General features: G+C 43.8%; 10 protein-coding genes. All 10 read right to left on the bottom strand.

Annotation, left to right across the window (positions count from 1 at the left end; genetic code table 11):
* Positions 1–47 precede the first annotated feature (47 nt).
* The gene (locus tag AM279_RS19865; RefSeq protein ID WP_082344270.1) at positions 48–5,408 is read right to left on the bottom strand and encodes a GEVED domain-containing protein; all 5,361 of its coding nucleotides are present in this window, start codon (positions 5,406–5,408) and stop codon (positions 48–50) included.
* Between the two features lie 324 nt (positions 5,409–5,732).
* Complete coding sequence (locus AM279_RS19860) at positions 5,733–11,009, bottom strand: Ig-like domain-containing protein (protein WP_054409835.1); 5,277 nt, start codon at positions 11,007–11,009, stop codon at positions 5,733–5,735.
* Between the two features lie 268 nt (positions 11,010–11,277).
* Complete coding sequence (gene fabV, locus AM279_RS19855) at positions 11,278–12,474, bottom strand: enoyl-ACP reductase FabV (RefSeq protein WP_054409834.1); 1,197 nt, start codon at positions 12,472–12,474, stop codon at positions 11,278–11,280.
* Between the two features lie 47 nt (positions 12,475–12,521).
* Positions 12,522–14,174: a DNA repair protein RecN gene (recN, locus tag AM279_RS19850; RefSeq protein ID WP_054409832.1), complete on the bottom strand. Its 1,653-nt coding sequence runs from the start codon at positions 14,172–14,174 to the stop codon at positions 12,522–12,524.
* A gap of 110 nt (positions 14,175–14,284) precedes the next feature.
* A complete protein-coding gene (gene porD, locus AM279_RS19845; protein WP_054409830.1) occupies positions 14,285–15,166 on the bottom strand; it encodes a type IX secretion system protein PorD in 882 nt (293 codons plus the stop codon).
* Entirely contained in the window at positions 15,159–16,370 is a 1,212-nt protein-coding gene (coaBC, locus tag AM279_RS19840; protein WP_054409829.1) for a bifunctional phosphopantothenoylcysteine decarboxylase/phosphopantothenate--cysteine ligase CoaBC, read from the bottom strand. The genes porD and coaBC overlap by 8 nt, the downstream gene beginning before the upstream one ends.
* Before the next feature lie 7 nt (positions 16,371–16,377).
* A complete protein-coding gene (locus AM279_RS19835) occupies positions 16,378–16,695 on the bottom strand; it encodes a DNA-directed RNA polymerase subunit omega (protein ID WP_054409827.1) in 318 nt (105 codons plus the stop codon).
* 3 nt (positions 16,696–16,698) lie between these two features.
* Positions 16,699–17,508 carry an outer membrane protein assembly factor BamD gene (locus AM279_RS19830; RefSeq protein WP_054409825.1) on the bottom strand — a complete coding sequence of 270 codons (810 nt, stop codon included), beginning with the start codon at positions 17,506–17,508 and terminating at the stop codon, positions 16,699–16,701.
* Between the two features lie 180 nt (positions 17,509–17,688).
* On the bottom strand, positions 17,689–18,582 hold the full coding sequence (gene dapA / locus AM279_RS19825) for a 4-hydroxy-tetrahydrodipicolinate synthase (protein WP_054409823.1): 894 nt from the start codon (positions 18,580–18,582) through the stop codon (positions 17,689–17,691).
* Position 18,583: 1 nt separating this feature from the next.
* The gene (locus tag AM279_RS19820; protein ID WP_054409821.1) at positions 18,584–19,102 is read right to left on the bottom strand and encodes a DUF6913 domain-containing protein; all 519 of its coding nucleotides are present in this window, start codon (positions 19,100–19,102) and stop codon (positions 18,584–18,586) included.
* Positions 19,103–19,126: the final 24 nt, after the last annotated feature.

Here is a 19,126-nt window from a genome sequence, read left to right as displayed (position 1 = left end):
GCTTAATTTCCCTACTTTAAAGGCAGGGACACTTTAATTAACTTACACTACTGCTTTTTAACAACGCGAATTGTCTCTGCGGAGTTGCCTGCAAACACCTTGATTGTGTAGGTGCCTTCGGCAAGTGCAGCCATATCTATTTTAACCTCTGTGGCATTTGGCGCAAGTGCAATTACCTGCTGGCCAATAAGGTTATACACTATTACAGAAGTAATTTCCTGGGTATAAGAAACGTTTAGCACGTTGCTAACAGGGTTTGGCCAGTAGCTGAATGCCGCCATATCAAACCCGCCAGCACCCAGTACTGTTTCTACAGTTACAGCCACCGGGGCGCTTGTACAGCCACCCAAAACAGCAACTGCATAATACGTACCGCTTTCTATTTCAGTACCCGGTGCTATTGCATTAGTACCCGCAAGGGCATCAGCTTCAGATGCATACCATGTTATGGTAGCGCCATAGCTTTCAATCACAATATCATCTATAGTAGCGGCGGTTGTAGCTGTGTAGCTCACTTCCTGGTTTTCAGCTTCAGGGGCGTCTACCACATTAATATAAGCTGTAACCGCTACCCTGCCAAAGCTTTCGCAACCGTTAACGGTTTGGCTGGCATAATATACGGTACCTTCAACAATGGCTGCATCACCTGTAAGGGCAACACCGCCTGTAGCAGCAGCATACCATTGTATTTCGCTGCCTTCAGCGCTCAGGTCGGCAATTGTACCACCGGCACATACTATTTGCTGTCCGCTAAAACTAAATGGTGCAGCTGTATAGCACACCACGGTAATAACACCGCTTACGTTAACATCGCCATCCCATGTACCACCGCCTGCAGCGCTGTAGCCTCCATATACATAAGCACCGTCGTTAAGCTGTCCGGCAACGGCATAGTAATAAGTACCCGGCGCAAGGTTAGCGCCCACCGCAGCCATAAACTCATCATTATTACCTACCTGTGTATTAAACGTCATAGGTATCCACTCTGTCCATGTAGACGGGTCCGTATTCTCTGTGCTGATACCTATAAGTACCGTAACACCTATACCGGGGCCTGCACCAGGCGTAACATTTGGCTCATAAACCTGGGCATAGATAGTAGCATCGCTGCCTTCAACCACAGTAACCTCGGCAGGCCATTGCAGGTTTACAAAATCAAGCGTGTACTCTATAATAGAAACCGTTACAGCGAACCTTTCTGGGCTTTCGCAGCCGTTTAAGGTTTGGGTAGCATAATAAGTAGCACCATCAACAAGGGCTGTACCTGCACTTAAGGCAGTGCCACCTGTAGCAGCAGCATACCATTGTACAGAAGCTCCTTCGGCAATAAGGTCTGCCACGGTGCCTTCTGTCACAATTTCCTGGATTGCAACACCTACAGGCGCAGGAGTACCGCAGGTTACTGTAAGCACACCGCTTACAGCAGCAGTACCATCCCAAAACGAACCACCTGTAGCACTGTAGCCACCATATTTATACGGCCCTTCAGGAAGCATAAACCTGCTGGCATAGTAGTAAGTACCCGGCGCAAGGCCAGCGCCTATTGCAGCCACAAACTCATCGTTATTACCCACCTGTGTGTTAAACGTCATAGGTATCCAGGTAGTCCAGGTATTAGGGTTAGTGTTAGATGTGCTAACGCCTATCCAGGCCTGCACACCTATGCCCGGGCCCGCACCGGGAGTAATACCCGGCTCATAGCCCTGCGCATATACATCGCCTGTTGAACCCTGCACTATAGAAAGTTCGGCCGGCCATTGCAGGTTTACCCAGTCCATTTCAGGAAGTATAACCGAAATTACTACAGGCGTACGCACAACGCTTTCGCATCCGTTAAGGGTTTGTGTGGCATAATAAGTACCGCTTGTAACTTCAGTAGTAGCAGCAAGGGCCGTACCGCCTGTAGCCGCTGTATACCACTGTATGGCAGTGCCTGTAGCTTCAAGTTCTGAAACATAGGTAATACCTACAAAGTTTTGCGGGCTAACAGCTGTTGGCGCCTCTGTATTGTAAAGTGTAAGCACCGAACTTCCTGATATGCTGCATCCAAGGTCTGTAGAAGCTGTAGCAGTATACGTAGCTGTAGCCGATGGCAGCGCATACACCACCTGTGTAGCAGTTCCCGCCACATAGGGCACGGTAGCAGCAGCATCAGTAAACAGGCCTGTTACCGGAGCCCAAACATAATCAACAGGGTTTGTAGCACCTGTAATGTTTACGTTATAGTCTTCATATTCACCAAAACCGGTCCATGCACAATCTTGTGTAGCATTAGATTGTGTGTTGTAGCTGCACAGCACCCTCATGCGGGTTACACCGTTTGTAGCAGTAGCAGGTATAGTTATACTGCCGGTTACTGTGGTAGAAGAGTTTACACCTGTTGTAGAGTTAAACACACTTTCGCTGTCTTCAAAAGTACCACTATGGTCATAATCTATCCACACCCTGAAGTATTGCAGCCATGTAGGGTTGCCAGACTGTAGCGATATATCATAAGCAGTACCACCGGTTACGTTTGCCGTAAGGGCACTATAGAATGTATAATCGCTTACTGCATCGCCGCTGTTATTATTTGTAATGTTTGCAAAAGAGAAGTTGTTAAGGTAGTCGCCAGATGCACCCACGTTGCCCACCGTTGGAGAACAGTATGTAGAAGGTATGAATGACTCGCCACCTGTAGCGGTTAGCATTACCGGCTGGTTAGGGCAGGCAGATGCCGTAGCAGGGGTTACCATTACAGGGTTAGGCAACGGGTTAACCGTTACGTTTACCATAGCATTAACCACACACGGGCCTGCCGACTGCGATGCCGTAAGTACATACTCTGTAGTAGTGGTTGGGTTAAACGTCCATCCGGCTTCAGCCGAACCGCTTACACCTGTAGAAGGTTCCCAAACGTAAGTATCAAAAGATGATGCACCTTCTGTAACTGTAATTGCAGTAGTGGCGGCTCCATTACATATAGTAGCATCTTCGGCACTTAGTGTAAAGGCAGCCGGTGTAGTTACTGTAAATGATGTGGCGGTGGTAAATGTACCGGCCACAGTTGTAATACTTACCGTACCCGTTACACCCGCAGGTACTGTAGCCACTATTTGTGTATTGCTGTTAGATGTAAGTGGCGTTACCGCTGTACCACCTATACTTAATGTAGCATTAAGAAGATCTGTACCTGTAATGGTTATTTCGCCTGTAGCAGCACAATAAGATGCAGGTGTAAAAGCCGTAACTACAGGAGCCGGTGGCATAAACACATTAATGGTATAATCTTCATAGCTACCCCATGAGCCTGTGTAGCATGGCGTGCCGCCAAGGTCATTATCAGTACCACCTATCCTTAGCCTGTGGTTGCCCAAAGCCGCAGTTACAGGAACCACAAATGAACCCGAAAGCGTTGTAGGGTTAGCATCAGTAGACAAGCCATAGTAAACCTGCTCCCCTTCATCATTAAAATCAAGGTCATTATTCCAGTCAACCCAAATTTTAGTTCCATAGGTAAAACCTGTAGCATAGGTAACGCTAAAGTTTACCGTAGAGCCCAGTGAATGGCTTGATGACTGCGCCGAATAATCTCCATAATAACCGGTTTCAGATTGCGTAGTGTTGTTTATGGTACCCATGGTAAAGTTTGTAATACCGCTATTATCCTGGCTTACCGGAGCCGGTGTACAGTAACCGGTAAAGAAGCTTGCAATACCCTCCCAGGTACTTTTATCTGTAGCAGTACATACAGATCGTACCCATACATAATAAGTAGTATTTGCCGTAAGGCCGGTTATTGCAGCCGTAGTTACCCCTGCCGCCACCGTTCCTGAAGCTGCTGTAGCAGCTGTGGGCGGAGTATTAGTTGTAGCATAATAATATTCATAACCTTCAGCAGGAACACTTGTAGAGGCCGTCCAGCTAACAGTGCCCGATGTTGTAGATACCACCAGGCCGCTAACAGCTGTTGGAGCCTCGCAGGTAGGCGTTACCGTTACACTAATATCATCAAGATACAGCTGGTCCTGGTTAGCAATAGAATAAGCATTAAAACCTATATAATATACACCGGTTGTTGCCGGTATAAAATCTACAAATGTAGTTGTAGGCACACCGCCTGTTACAGCGTTATGGTCTGCCAGCGGCAGCGTCATTGACGAAGCCACATTTGCAGTGCCATACATTACCTTTACTTTTTCTGTATAAAAAGTACTGTTATTGCCATATTTATAAGAAACCCTGTATGAAGTTCCGGCTGTTAGGGTAATCCCCCTTAAAAAAAACCATGCATTGGCAGCATTAGTACCGTTCCACGAATACCTTAGCGCATTTGTTGTAAAACCACTGCCATTAGGGTTTGAAGTATACCAAAGGTTACCTGTACCGGCATTTTGCACTACGGTACACTCCGGAAGAGCCGGCGTGGTTACAGCATTAAAATCCTGGTAGTAAGGCACCACAGTAGGGTCGCACGGAGTAGTAAAAGTTGTAGATGCACTCCAGCTGCTGTTTTCTGATGCACTACAGACACTCCTTACCCATACATAATAGGTGGTATTTGATGTAAGCCCGGAAAGCGGCGCAGTAGTAACACCGGCCCCAACACTGCCCGAAGGTGTAGATGAAGCAGTAGGCGCTGTATTTGTACTACTGTAATAATACTGGTAGCCGTTGGCAGGCACACTTGATGAAGCAGTCCAGTTTACTGCACCCGTAGTAGTGGCGGTAGCCGCTGCCGTTACACCTGTAGGCGAAAAGCACGAAGCCATTTGCATTAAAAACCTTACCCTTGGCTTAGCCGAATAGGTTTGGTTGGCCGTAGCACTGCCACAAAGGTCAGACCCATCGGCCTGCTGGCTCCTGTAGTTATTATTCACACCTGTGTAATTCCAGCATTGCCCATAAGGCGAAAGATAAGGTGCACCGTTAAAGCAAATATCTATAACAATGTTATCCGTACCATTCCAGTTAAAAGGGGTATCAAATGTAATATCATTAAAACCCAGCGCAGGCGTATAGCCAAATGCGGTTTTAACAGTAGTAAACCCTGAAGTAATAAAAGTAGTAGTAGGAATATCAGGCGTAGTAATATGCGCCATCTTTACAGTATAGCCCGGCAATGCACCGCCTGCATAAACAGCAGAAACATCCCATGCCAATTTAGAGATGTTACCTGTAACACCTCCTGCCACAGCCATTTCGGCAGCTGTATATACTATTTGTATGTGGCGGCTTTCATAATAACCATTTACCGGACTGGAAGTAGTATTACCGCTTTGGGTTCCTTGTGTACCAATAGTGACATACCCCTGAGCGTATGTGGACACCGAAATACACAACATTGCAAATAAGGCATAAAGCCCTGTTCGCCAACGTTTCAGGCTTTTCCCATAACCTGAAACACTGACAATAGTAGTGTTCTTCATTTTTTAAAATATTTAAGTTCTGTTAATAAAATTATAAAATTTTGTTAACGAAATTACACTACCCTACCAACAACATTAACTTTTAGTTAAAAAATAATTAAACCGAATTTTATCACAACTAATCGTAACACAATATGCTTTTTTATATAAATTATTACATAATAAACAATAAATTAATACATTTTTTATTCTTACAAATTCTAAATAGTGAAAATTTTAAAAATTTTTAAACCTCAATTATACTAAAAAACATAATACTCCGTTAGCGCCAAAAAAAATAGCCGCCCAAATGGGCGGCTACACTTTTTTATAATTACAGGAGTATTAATTCGCTGATTTTATAACTTTAATTGTTTTTACTGCATTGCCAGACTGTACTGTTAGCATATAGCTACCTTCAGCAAGGCCAGACATATCAATTTTAACCTCAGTAGTATTTGGAGCTACTTTTATAACCTGCTGGCCTAAAAGGTTTACTACAGTTACCGAAGTAATTTCTTTGTTATAAGACACAGTAACCACATCTTTAACCGGGTTAGGATAGTAGCTAAATGCAGCAGCATTAAACTCACCTTTGCCCATTGTAACAGTAATAGTTACAGCAAGCACATCGGCACTTGTACAGCCATCAATAGTTTGAACAGCATAATAAGTAGCACCTGTTACCAGCTCTGTAGTAACAGCAAGCGGGTTTGTACCGTCTATAGCGTCGGCCTCAGTAGCATACCAGGTTACAGTGCCTGTAGCAGTAACCTCAATATCTTCAATGGTAGCAGTTTCACCCTGCTCAATAGTTACTTCCTGAGTTACCTCGCCTTCAACAGCCGGTGTTACATTAACCGTTACCGCTACCTCTACCCTTGCAGCACTTTCACAGCCGTCAACGGTTTGAGATGCATAGTAGTTACCGGTAGCAAGGGCAGCATCAGCAGCAAGGGCTGTACCGCCTGTAGCAGCAGCATACCACTTAATACCTGTACCTGTAGCATCAAGGTCAGCCACGGCAGCAGCATTACAGAATGTTTGTGCATCAGCCGTAGGAGCAGCTGTTACATTAATCACAACAGCAACCTCTGTCCTTGCAGTGCTTTCGCAGCCATCTACAGTTTGAGATGCATAGTAATTACCAGATGCAAGGGCAGCATCGGCAGCAAGGGCTGTACCGCCTGTAGCAGCAGCATACCATTGTATACCTGCACCTGTAGCATCAAGGTCAGCCACGGTAGCAGCATTACAGAATGTTTGTGCATCAGCCGTAGGAGCAGCCGTTACATTAACTACAACAGCAACTTCTGTCCTTACGCTTTCACAACCATCAATAGTTTGAGATGCATAGTAGTTGCCAGATGCAAGGGCAGCATCAGCAGCAAGGGCTGCACCACCTGTAGCAGCAGCATACCATTGTATACCTGCACCCGTAGCATCAAGGTCAGCCACAGTGGCAGCATTACAGAATGATTGTGCATCAGCCGTAGGAGCAGCCGTTATATTAACCACAACAGCAACAGGAGTCCTGGTAAAGCTTTGGCAACCGTTAAGGGTTTGCGTAGCATAATAGTTACCTGTAGCAAGAGTAGTAGTAGCCGTAAGCGCTGTACCACCTGTAGCAGCAGTATACCATTGTATAGTTGTACCTGTAGCATCAAGGTCGGCCACGGTAGCGCTACCGCAGAATGTTTGGGTAGCATCGGCAGTTGGGGCCGGAGTTACAGTAACGGCTACATTTACGGTAGCCGATACGTTACAGCCGGTTACACTGTTAGTAGCACTTGCAGTATAAGTTGCAGCAGCAGTTGGCGCAGCATAAACCGTTGGCGATACAGTACCGGCAACATAAGCCTGTGTACCGGCAGCATCTGTAAACAGGTTAGCAGCAGGAGACCATACTATTTGAGAAGACTGAGCTGTTACTTTAACATCGTCAATCATCCAGCCATAGTACCATACAGAACCATCTGTAGTATACCTGAACCTCACCCTGAACTGCGACGTTAATGCAGCAGCTGGTATGTTTATGGTTTCTGTTTTCCAAAGAGAAGCAGCAGGTGCTGTACCCGGGGTTGATGCCGCATCTGTAAACTGGGCATTCCAGTCAGTATAACTTTTGCTTGAGAAAGCAACACCTTCTACAGGAGAAGAAGTACCCGTGCCTATATATGAAACAAGTGTACCATTACCTGCATAAGCAGATGTAGGGAATGATGACCATGTAGTACCACCATTGGTAGAATATTCTACATAACCAAGATCATAAGAATACGTAACACCCTCCATTGCTGCAATGTGTGTAAAGGTTAACTGTGCAGATGTGTATCCTGAAAGGTTAATGTTTGAATTAACATTATAGTTCACATTAGCACCTGCGCTGGCAGTATTAAACCTTACAGAACCTGTACCTTCAGCAAAATAAGTAGTATTCAGGTCTGCAGTTGCAGTACCAGTAGTTGCAGCAACACTAAATTGTGTTGAAGCAGCATTAAAATTCTCAGCAAATACGGTAGATGTAACTACACCACCTGTAGCTGTAATCTGGCCAAGGCCGCCTTCACACACAGCAACGGTAGCAGGAGCCACAATTGGAGTAGGTAGTGGGTTAACCGTAATGGTTACAGATTGTGACGCATTTACACATCCAGAAACAGCATCAGTAGCTGTAACTGTATACACTGTAGTAGCTGTAGGCGACACCGTTTGGGTAGCACCGGTAAGGTTACCCGGCATCCATACATACGTATAATCATCATTATCACTGGTAACCGATATTTGCGTGCTCTCACCAGGACATAACTGTGCATCTGTAGCAGATACCGTTACAGCCGGCGCAGCAGTTACTGTAGCAACTACCTGCTGGCGGGCAGACATACAAAGACCGGCACCGTTAAATATAAACTGTGGCCTTACACTATATGAGGCAAGGTTTGTACCCGTAGTTGCACCGCACGCTACGTTAGCAGCAGTTGCATCACTGGTATGAAATTTAACCGTTGATACATAAGGTGTAGCATCTGTCTTAACCATCCTGTTCATAGTACTGCTTGAAGCACTGTTACCATGACAAAACTCAACAACTATATTACTGGTACCATCCCAGTTATACGGAGTGGTAAACACAAATGTGTTAACACCGGTAGTTGGCATATAAGATGCACCGGTATACACAGTCTGAAAAGCATCGTTTGCCACAAACGCCGTCATAGCCGTAGCATTACTGGTACCTATTTTTATTGTAAGGTCTATCATTGGCAAAGAACCCGCAGCAGTTACATCAAGCGCAACTGAGTTGATATTACCAGCCGTAAGACCTGCAGCCTGTAGTTCGGCAGCTGTAATAAGGTGCTGTGTATGGTTGTTACTCCAAAGTGAATAGAACGGATTGCTATAAGTATCTGAAGTTGATACACCTGCACCTACTGTACTATCTACACCTGTTGAAGCATTTCCTGCCGACACATAGTAGTTTGTAGTAGCTGTTATTACAGGTGTTGTAAATGATGCTCCTGTAGCAAGGGCAGTACCGCCTGCAGCAGCAGCATACCACTTAATAGTAGCACCGGTATTAGCCGTAGCCTCAAGTGTAGCAGCACCCTGGCCACAAACAGAATCAGGTGTAGTTGTAAGTACTTCTCCACTATCGCAAAGTGTACCAAACATTACAGGACCCACCCATTCGCTGGTAAGTGTAGCAGTACATTTACTCCTTACCCATACATAATAGGTAGTTATTGGAGTAAGGTTAGACAGGTTAGCAGTTGTAACACCCGCTCCTACGTTTCCTGTAGCTGTAGCCGTAGCCGCCGGTGCAGTATTTGTAGTACCCACATAATATTCATACCCCTGGGCAGGTGCAGTTGCAGGCGCTGTCCATGATATTACAGCGGCGTTATCTGTTGCCGAAACAAACACAGGGCTTACAGGCAAAGAACATTGAGGTATTGGGCTTACTTTAAAGTTATCTATATAAAACCTTAAGTCTTGCGCCGTAGTTGTACTGTAAGCATAAAAACCTATTTTAACAGTACCTGTATAGTTAGCAAGCGAAATAATTTCGTTTATACTTGTAGAAGGAATATTGCTATTATCATATGTTTTTATCACATTAGCTTCACTCCATGTAGCACCACCATCTGTAGATACTACAACTTTCACAAATTTTTCACCCATATTAGTTACAGGAGTTGTAGCACTCCACGGCACTACAGATGCCGAATATTCTAACTGGTAATCTACAGTAGTACCAAGATCTAATGGCGGAGAAACAAACCACTCATTATCGGCACCATACAGGTTTATTGTAACGGCAGTTCCGTTAGCATGGCCTGTTGTATTATTGTAAGTTCCGTTAGTCCATGTACTTGAAGACCCGGTAAGGGTAATTGGCGTAGCACCAAGTATACCTGTACCTTCCCTCCAGCATGAAGGGCCTGGCATTGCACCGGTATAGCTTGCAAATGTTTCCACAGTATCTACCGGCATACTTGCGGTACAGTCTGTCCTAAAGCTTATGCTCGATGTCCATACGCTGGTATCGCCGCCACCGCAATTACTCCTTACCCAAATATAATACTGGGTATCCGGCGTAAGGTTGTTAAGGGCTAATGTAGCACCTGATTCCTGGGTACCAGTTACTGTAACAGTAGCCGTGGGCGCAGTTGACGATGTAGAAAGATAATAATCATAGCCAGAACCCGGGTTAGCCACCGCAGGTGTCCAGCCAAATGAAGCCGTTGCAGAACCTAATCCAGTTAACGTAAACGCAGTTGGAGGAAGGCAGCTTGCAGGGGTTGAAAAAGTAGTAGCTGCACTCCACGCGCTTACGCTGTCAGCACCACAGATTGACCTTACAAACACATAATATGTAGTTAGCGGAGTTAAACCACTTATAGTAGCACCCGAAGTTATAGTGCCTGTAGCCGTTACTGATGCAGCAGGCACCGTAGCTGTAGTTGACCTATAATATTCATAACCACCGGAAGGTGCAGAGGCAGATGCCGTAAAGCTGATAACAGCAGAGTTAGCCGCAACCGAAGAAGAAGCTAATGCAGTAGGAGCCAAACAGCTTGGAACCGCACCCTGCGACACAGCAATATCATCTAAATAGTAATGGATATCGCTCTCCTCACCTACTGCCGTAAATATAAAGCGAACATACAAATCTCCTGTTGCAGGTGTAAATGTAACGCTTTGCGCAGAGCAGCTTGCTGATTCATTGTGGTTAGCACTGTTAATAACCTGTACTGTTGTCCATGGGCCGGTAGTAGAACTGGCGTACTGAACCTGAAGGCTAACTTCTGCAGCCGGTACAGCTTGCGTAGTAGAACCATACAGAAGCGCCTTATAGGCATAACCCAAAGTAACCGGACCTCCGTTTGAAGTACCAAGATTTGGCGAACGTAAGGTGCTGGTACCATTGTAATAGGTATTAGCCCTTACAGCTCCCGTACCCGTACAAGGCGCAGCTGTGTTCCTGGAAAACCAACCGGAACTTCCACCCTCAACCCAGCTGCCAAGCCCTGTAGGCTCCCAACCGTAGTTGTAGGATACTTGCCCAAAACCGGTCAGGCTGACCAATAATAAGGCAATAAGAAAAGTAAATTTTTTCATAAATAGTGATGATTAATTAAAAGTTAATAAATCTATAAAAAAGGTGGACTAATATCACCAGTTAGTGATTTTTTACATCAAAACCATTTTTTTTGTTAATTAATAACACATATTCAGTAATTAACAAAACATATTAAACATATTAGAAATATTTTTTGTTAAAACAATTAAAAATCACTTGTTATATTTTTCTTACTTTAGCACTATAACGTTATAAAAAAAGCCCCAAACGGGGCTTTAGTGTTAAAATTTTGTATTTAAAAAATGTTTATTCCTTAATACTGTCTATGTTAACTAATTCATTAGCATCTGCTTTATAGTCAACATCGGCAACATCAAAACCAAACAGGTTATAAAAGTCAAGGCGGTATCCTTCAAGGTCGCCTATTTCAGCAAGATTTTCAGTTGTGGCATCACCCCAAAGTTTTGCAACCTCTGCCTGAACGTCTTCACGCATTTCCCAGTCATCTATACGTATACGCCCTTTTTCATCAACAGGCACTTCGCCACCGGTGTAAAGCCTTTGGCGATACAGGCGGTCAATCTGCTCTATAGTACCTTCATGCAGGCCTTTAGCCTTCATTATTTTATACAGTAACGATATATATAAAGGTATAACCGGTATAGCAGAACTTGCCTGTGTAACCAGCGCTTTATTTACAGATACATACGCATGGCCGTTTATATCTTTAAGCTTATCAGCAATTTCAAATGCAGTAGCCTCAAGGTGGTCTTTTGCACGGCCTATAGTACCTTTACGGTACACCGCTTCAGTAACAGCAGGGCCAATATATGAATAAGCCACAGTAGTAGCGCCTTCTGCAAGAACACCCGCATCTTTAAGGGCATCAATCCACATAGCCCAGTCTTCGCCACCCATTACCACTACGGTATTTTCGATATCTTCTTCAACAGCCGGCTGAATGGTAACTTCAGAAACCTTACCTGTATGGAAATCTACTGTTTTATTACTAAACACGCCACCTATAGGCTTAAGCGTACTGCGGTGCAGCACACCTGTAACCGGATGCTGGCGCACCGGCGATGCAAGGCTGTACACCACAAGGTCCACCTGGCCAAGGTCGGCTTTAATAAGGTCTATGGTTTGTTGTTTTATCTCATTACTAAAGGCATCGCCATTAATGCTCTTGGCATAAAGGCCGGCAGCATGGGCTTCGGTTTCAAACGCTGCTGAATTGTACCAGCCCGGAGAAGCCGTTTTACCTTCGGCAGGACCTTTTTCAAAGAAAACACCTATAGTAGCGGCATCACTACCAAAAGCAGCGCTAATGCGCGAAGCAAGTCCAAAACCCGTTGAAGCGCCTATTACAAGCACTTTTTTAGGGCCATTGGCTATAGCGCCATTCGATTTTACATACTCAATCTGGTTCTTAACGTTTTGCGCAGCACCTACCGGGTGGGCCGTAAGGCATATAAAGCCACGCATCCTTGGTTCTATAATCATTGATGTGTATTTTCTGTTTGTTTATTCTGAAGCAAATATACTATTTTCTAATTAAGCAGCGCTTTAGCGTGTGTAAGTGCCGTTTCGCTTACATCTTTACCACTAATCATCTCGGCAATTTCGCGGATGCGTTCGTCTGTGGTAAGTAATTTTACCTCACTTACTGTATTGTTATCTGCCGTGGTTTTAAATACTTTGTACTGCCTGTCTCCTTTAGCTGCAATTTGCGGAAGGTGCGTTATGGCAAATACCTGCATTTCGGCACTCATGTCTTTCATAATAGTGGCCATCTTAACCGCTACTTCACCCGAAACACCGGTATCAATCTCATCAAATATAATCGACGGTAGTTTTGAGTAATTAGCCAGCACCGCCTTAACCGCAAGCATAATGCGCGACATCTCCCCGCCTGACGCTACTTTTTTCATCAGCCCAAAATCAGTCCCTTTATTAGCACTGAATTGCAGGTTTATAGCGTCTTTTCCGTTACCATAATAGGTGTCTCCCTGCGTAAGCAGAAACTTAAAGCGGGCGTTAGGCATGCCGAGCTGCGCCAGTATGGCTGTAATTTTATCGGTAAGTACCGGGATTGCCTTTTGGCGGGCTTCATGAAGTTTTACAGCAACAGCATCGGTTGCCGCTTTGGCTTTTTCAGCCTCGGCTTCTTTTTGGGCAATAGCATCATCAAGGCCTTCTACCAGTATTACCTTACTTTCCAGGTCTGCCTGAATAGCAAGCAACTCCTCTACTGTAGCCACCTGGTGTTTTTTTTGTAGCGAATAAATTAGCTGTAACTTCTGGTTAATACGTTCCAGTTCCTCCGGATCATCGCTAAGGCCTTCATAACTTTGCGAAAGGCTTTCAGCCACATCATCAAGTTCTATGAGCAGGCTTGAAACACGCTCATAAAACACACCATATTCTTCAGATATGCTGCTTATTTTTTGCAGTGCCGCCTTTATTTCCTTAAGGCTTTGCACAGTACCCAACTGCTCTTCATTAGCTACAGCCAATGCTTTACCTATACTCTCTTTTATAAACTCAACATTACTCAGTTTTTCAAGGCTGCCTTCAAGCTCAGCTTGCTCCCCTACCTGTAGCTTTGCATTAGTCAGTTCATTAAGCAGGTAGGTATTGTAGTCCTGTTCTTTATGCAGCGTGCCTTTTTGTTCGGTTAGCTTTTTAAGTTCGGCCTGTATGGTTTTGTAGGCAGATAGCTGTTTTTTATATTCTTCAAGCAGTTTTGAATTACCTGCAACAGCATCCAGTATTTGCAGTTGGTATTGTTCATCGCTAAGCTCACGGGTTTGCTGCTGGCTGTGAATATCAATCAGGTAAGTACCCAGTTCCTGAAGCTCGGCCAGGTTAACGGGGCTGTCATTTACAAATGCACGGCTTTTACCAGATGGAAGAATTTCCCTGCGGATGATGGTCACTTCCTCATAATCCAAATCATTATCCGTAAAAAAATCGCGGAGGTGGTAATTACCTATTTTAAAATAGGCTTCAATCACACATTTTTGCTCCTTATCTTTAAGCGAAGTAAGGTCGGCACGGTTGCCCAGCACCAGGCCAAGCGCCCCCAGCAATATGGATTTACCCGCCCCGGTTTCGCCGGTTATGGTGCTAAAATTGCCTGTAAAATCAATATTCAGGTGCTCTATAAGGGCAAAATTCTTGATGTGGAGTGTTTGCAGCATGGTTATAATATGTGCCTATGGCAATACAAATATAAGGTTTTGGCAAAAGCCTGAAAAACAAAATGCACTACCCTTTTACGATAGTGCATTTTTATATGATGATATTTTTATTACTTAATCTTAGCCCACTTTGTGGCATTTAGCGGCGAAATACGGTTTAGTGTGTCTACCAGTTTGCTTATATCTACCTGTGGGCCGCCACTAAAAATAGTAGCTATTTCATCGCTCTTGGCATCAAAAAATATACGGGTTATAAAGGCATTAGGTCGCACCTTGTAGAGTTCTGCCAATGTATTTATGGCAACAATGGTTTTCTCCTTACCTGTTTTTTGGTTTTCAGCCATTTTATCAAGCGCGCCTATATGGTATTCATACATAGCTTTACGGAAAGGTGCAAACGTATTACTCATTATGTCATTAACCAAAAAGTAACGGCTCTGGTTGCCGTCCTGCTGGCTCCACCCTATGTTACCCTGACCCTGAGCCACGTTTACAATACCCTGTGCTGCCTCATAATATGGCGTACCACCTTCAAGCGCAAAAGTATCGGCATCAAGGCCTATAATCATATTGGCATAAAACCCTACAAGCGACATAAGGTTAGAATCAAACGTATTGGGATTGTAGGTAAGGTTTTCACCCTCAATGTAGCGGAAGCTGACATCTTTATCATTAAAGTTAAAAATGGGCGAAAAATAAGTAGACCCATATACCGGCCTCCTGGCCTGAACCTGCAATGAAGCACTAAAATTATTGCTGTTATATGCCGAAAGGTTTATAAACATAGAGCACTCTATACGTTCATTACGGGCAAAATTACGGGTTGTAAACTTGGTATTGTTTACAAAATCCTGTAACGACTTTTCAAGTGTTTTAAATATCTGCGGGTTAGCATCTGTAATACGGTCATAGCTAACCTTAACGTTACAGTTAAGTTCCTGCGCGCTGGCAGTAAACCCCACAAACAACAGTAATAGTATATATTTATACATTATAATGCTTTTTAATCTTGTCTATAATATCAGCCGCTACATCTTCCTTGCTTTTCAGTTCCATGGGCTGCAGGTTAAACTCCCTATCAATAAAGGTTACCTTATTAGTAGCTTTACCAAAGCCCGCCCCTTCATCATTAAGCGAATTGAGTACTATCAAATCTAAGTTTTTTTTGGTAATCTTAGCCTTTGCATTCTCAATTTCGTTCTCGGTTTCAAGTGCAAAGCCTATCAGGTACTGACCATTTTTCTTTTCACCCAGCGATGCCAGTATGTCTTTCGTCTTTTCAAGTTCCAGCACCAGGGTACTTTCGCTTTTCTTAATTTTTTGCTCAGCAACCACTTTAGGCCTGTAATCGGCCACAGCAGCAGCTGCTACAGCAGCGTCTACCCCATCAAAATACTCATGACAGGCAGTATACATTTCCTGCGAAGACGTTACATGCACCACATTTACCCTGTTATGCAACAGCTTTAAATGCGTAGGCCCGCTTACCAAAACCACTTCGGCACCTTCATCTGCGGCAGCACGGGCTATATCATAACCCATTTTTCCAGTGCTGTGGTTACCTATAAAACGCACAGGGTCTATAGGTTCGTATGTGGGTCCGGCTGTAACCAGTATTTTTTTTCCAAGAAGCGGCAGTTTACCCGCAATATCCTGCTCTAAAAAAGCCAGGATATTCTCAGGTTCGGCCATACGGCCTTCGCCATACAGTCCACTGGCAAGCTCTCCGCTTTCGGCAGGGATTATAGTATTGCCAAACGACTCCAGCAGCCTGAATGTTTCTGTTGTAGAAGGGTGTTTGTACATATCCAGGTCCATAGCCGGGGCAACATACACCGGGCATTTGGCCGAAAGATAGGTAGCAATAAGAATGTTGTCTGAATTGCCCGAAACCATCTTAGCCATAGTATTGGCAGTGGCAGGTGCAATTATAAAGTAATCGGCCCAAAGGCCCAGTTCTACGTGGTTATTCCACACGGCATTCTCGTCTTCTTCATGATAAAACGAAGAATACACCGGGTTTTTACTTAATGTAGAGAGTGTTAGAGGGGTAACAAAATCTTTAGAGGCAGGCGTCATGACTACTTTTACATGCGCGCCTGCCTTTATAAAAAGCCTTACCAGCCCTGCTGTTTTATATGCGGCTATGCCCCCGGATATACCGAGTAATATATTCTTTCCGCTTAAAACAGACATGGTTATATTATTGTTGTGGGTTTCTGTAAGATACTTTGTCTTCAAGCCACTCCTGTACAGCAAGTGCGTGTGGCTTAGGCAGTTTTTCATAAAATTTAGAAACTTCTATCTGCTCCTTGTTTTCAAAGATTTCCTCAAGGCTGTCGTTATAAGTAGCAAACTCCTCAAGTTTTTCTATAAGCTCTTTCTTTATTTCAGTATTAATCTGGCTAGCCCTCTTAGCAATAATAGTAATTGCCTCATACACATTGCCTGTTGGCTCCTCAATCTTGCTCTTGTTGTAAGTAATAGTGTTTACGGGAGCAGTGGTCTTCTTTAAATCCATGATTTACTTTTTTGAAAAATTTTGTAATTCGGTATCAATTTTTGCAAGCATTTTATCGGCCTGCCCTCTGTATTTTGTTTCTGAGCTGAATTTAATCAGGTCATAATAATCTTCTTTGGCATTTTTAAGCCTTTCTTCCATACGGTAAGAAACACTGTTTACAGCAAGCTGATAGGCCGCATCAAACTTAAGCCAAAGCGCTTCTTCGCGGTATATAGAACCCGGAAAATCAATAAGGAAGTTATCAAATGATTTTATAGCCGCATTATAATCACCAAAATATTCGGCTGTCATGCGGTACTGTTTGGCAATTTCAAACGCTTTCTTTTCAAGCTTTTCCCTCAATTCCTTTACAAGCTGGTTAGCCTCAGTCATGTATTGCGAGTTAGGGTAACGGTCTATAAACGACTGTAATTTTTCAAGCCCCTTGTAAGTATCTACCTGGTCAAGCGAATAACGCGGCGCAAGGAAGTAATATGATTTAGCCCCTAAAAACGCAGCCTCTTCTGCCTTTGTACTGGTAGGATATTGCGCTGTAAAGCTTTCAAACTGATAGCTTGCCGTGTGGTAGGTTTTTGTTTTATATAACGCCATAGAGTACATATAAAACAGCTTTTCAGCCTGTGGCTTACCCCTGTAAGAGTTAGATATCTGTTCAAAAAGGCGTATTGCCTTATTGTATTTCTCTTTTTCGTAAAGCTGTGTGGCTACTTCATACTTGGTCTTTACATCGGTAGTTTTAAGCGCTTTTTGAAACTCGCTGCACGATACCAGCAGTAAAGCCGAAAGAAGTATGTAAAAAAATCTTGCCATATATATGTGTTAGGCTTTTGCAGCCACTGTTTTTTAAGCAACTGCAAATTTAGTTAATAATTACAGAATACAAAATCTTTTTTCTGCAAGCGCAAGCCTACAAAAAAAGATGCCAAAAAGGCACCTTTTCTAAACTGTAAGCTACCGTATTTATTGTACAGCAGCCTTATATTTTACGGGTTAAGCAACAACTTTACCGTTTATTTTCTTTACAAAAGCGCTAAGGCGTGATACAAGGTCGGCATTGATATTAACCAACGGCAGTCTTACCGTGTCTTCACAAAGGCCAAGTTCTTTAAATATATGCTTGATGCCTGCCGGGTTACCCTGCTCAAAAATCATGTCAATACTGTCGGCAATTTCATAATGCAGCTTGTAAGCCTCGTCTACCCTGCGCTCAAGGCCCAGGCGCACCATTTGCGAGAACTGGTGCGGGAAACCTTCGGCAATAACCGATATTACCCCTGCCCCACCGGCAAGCACCATAGGCAGCGTTACCATATCATCGCCGCTTATTACAAGGAAACCTTCAGGCGCATTTTGTATAAGCCTCATAGCCTGCACAATATCTCCGGCAGCTTCTTTTATTGCTACAATATTATCAAAGTCTTTTGCCAGGCGAATAACCGTTTCCGGAAGCATGTTACTCGCAGTACGTCCCGGAACATTATACAAGATTATAGGTAGCACAGAAGCCTGTGCCACCATCTTAAAATGCTGGTATATACCTTCCTGCGTGGGTTTATTGTAATATGGCGATACCGAAAGTATAGCCACAAACTCGCTCAGGTCTGCCGATTTAATTTCCTCAACAACCTCTTTGGTGTTATTACCGCCAATGCCCAGCACAAGCGGAAGCCTGCCTGCATTTGCCTTAACAATGGTATCAATTACAAGCTTCTTCTCTTCCTTATCAAGCGTGGCCGATTCTGCCGTAGTGCCCAGCACCACAAGATAATCTATACCACCCTCAACCTGGTAGTTTACAATACGTGTAAGGGCTTCGGTATCAACCGAAAGGTCTTTTTTAAACGGCGTTATAAGTGCAACACCGGTACCTGTTAACGACTCCATTTTATAGTTTGTTGAGTATTTTTAAATATTTAATAAGTTCTTCCGTAAATTCTTCATACCGCTCTGCCTGCGATGCTATAATAAAGCTGTTCAGGCGGTTATCAACAGTTGCAAAACCTACTTTAAATTTTGCACCGCTTTTAAGGGTGGCCAGCACAAGAGGTGGCTTGGCTACATCATAATAGCTTATAAGCAGATCAAAAGACTTGTTTATAAAAGCTTTTACATCATCTTTACTAAAATCGCCGTCAGATGTAATGTCTTTCCGTGTAAAATGGCAGCAATCAGGCTGTTCCCCTTTTTTAAGTTTATCAAGGTAGCTCAGCGTTTCAATATTGCTGCGCTTTACGCCTGCCTGCACCAGTTTACCTATAAGTGCCTCTTTATCTTTAAAGTATGTCTCGTCGAGCACTATGCCCACCGTGGCAATTTCTCCGTTAGATGCTACAGCCTTGTAATTAGATAATGTTTTCTTTACAATCTTTTTCAGGCTGAAATCTTTAATAAAATTCAAAAACATAGTACTTTTATTGCCGAATACAAA

It is taken from the genome of Flavobacterium akiainvivens (assembly GCF_001278115.1).
Classification (GTDB): Bacteria; Bacteroidota; Bacteroidia; order Flavobacteriales; family Flavobacteriaceae; genus Flavobacterium; species Flavobacterium akiainvivens.
This window is presented reverse-complemented; position numbering and strand designations above follow the sequence as displayed.

What these genes read in the sequence shown, in the direction of transcription:
- dapA (WP_054409823.1), bottom strand. Translation starts at nt 18,582, where the DNA reads ATGGAGTCGTTAACAGGTACCGGTGTTGCACTTATAACGCCGTTTAAA.
- recN (WP_054409832.1), bottom strand. Translation starts at nt 14,174, where the DNA reads ATGCTGCAAACACTCCACATCAAGAATTTTGCCCTTATAGAGCACCTG.
- AM279_RS19830 (WP_054409825.1), bottom strand. Translation starts at nt 17,508, where the DNA reads ATGGCAAGATTTTTTTACATACTTCTTTCGGCTTTACTGCTGGTATCG.
- AM279_RS19860 (WP_054409835.1), bottom strand. Translation starts at nt 11,009, where the DNA reads ATGAAAAAATTTACTTTTCTTATTGCCTTATTATTGGTCAGCCTGACC.
- porD (WP_054409830.1), bottom strand. Translation starts at nt 15,166, where the DNA reads ATGTATAAATATATACTATTACTGTTGTTTGTGGGGTTTACTGCCAGC.
- AM279_RS19835 (WP_054409827.1), bottom strand. Translation starts at nt 16,695, where the DNA reads ATGGATTTAAAGAAGACCACTGCTCCCGTAAACACTATTACTTACAAC.
- AM279_RS19865 (WP_082344270.1), bottom strand. Translation starts at nt 5,408, where the DNA reads ATGAAGAACACTACTATTGTCAGTGTTTCAGGTTATGGGAAAAGCCTG.
- coaBC (WP_054409829.1), bottom strand. Translation starts at nt 16,370, where the DNA reads ATGTCTGTTTTAAGCGGAAAGAATATATTACTCGGTATATCCGGGGGC.
- fabV (WP_054409834.1), bottom strand. Translation starts at nt 12,474, where the DNA reads ATGATTATAGAACCAAGGATGCGTGGCTTTATATGCCTTACGGCCCAC.
- AM279_RS19820 (WP_054409821.1), bottom strand. Translation starts at nt 19,102, where the DNA reads ATGTTTTTGAATTTTATTAAAGATTTCAGCCTGAAAAAGATTGTAAAG.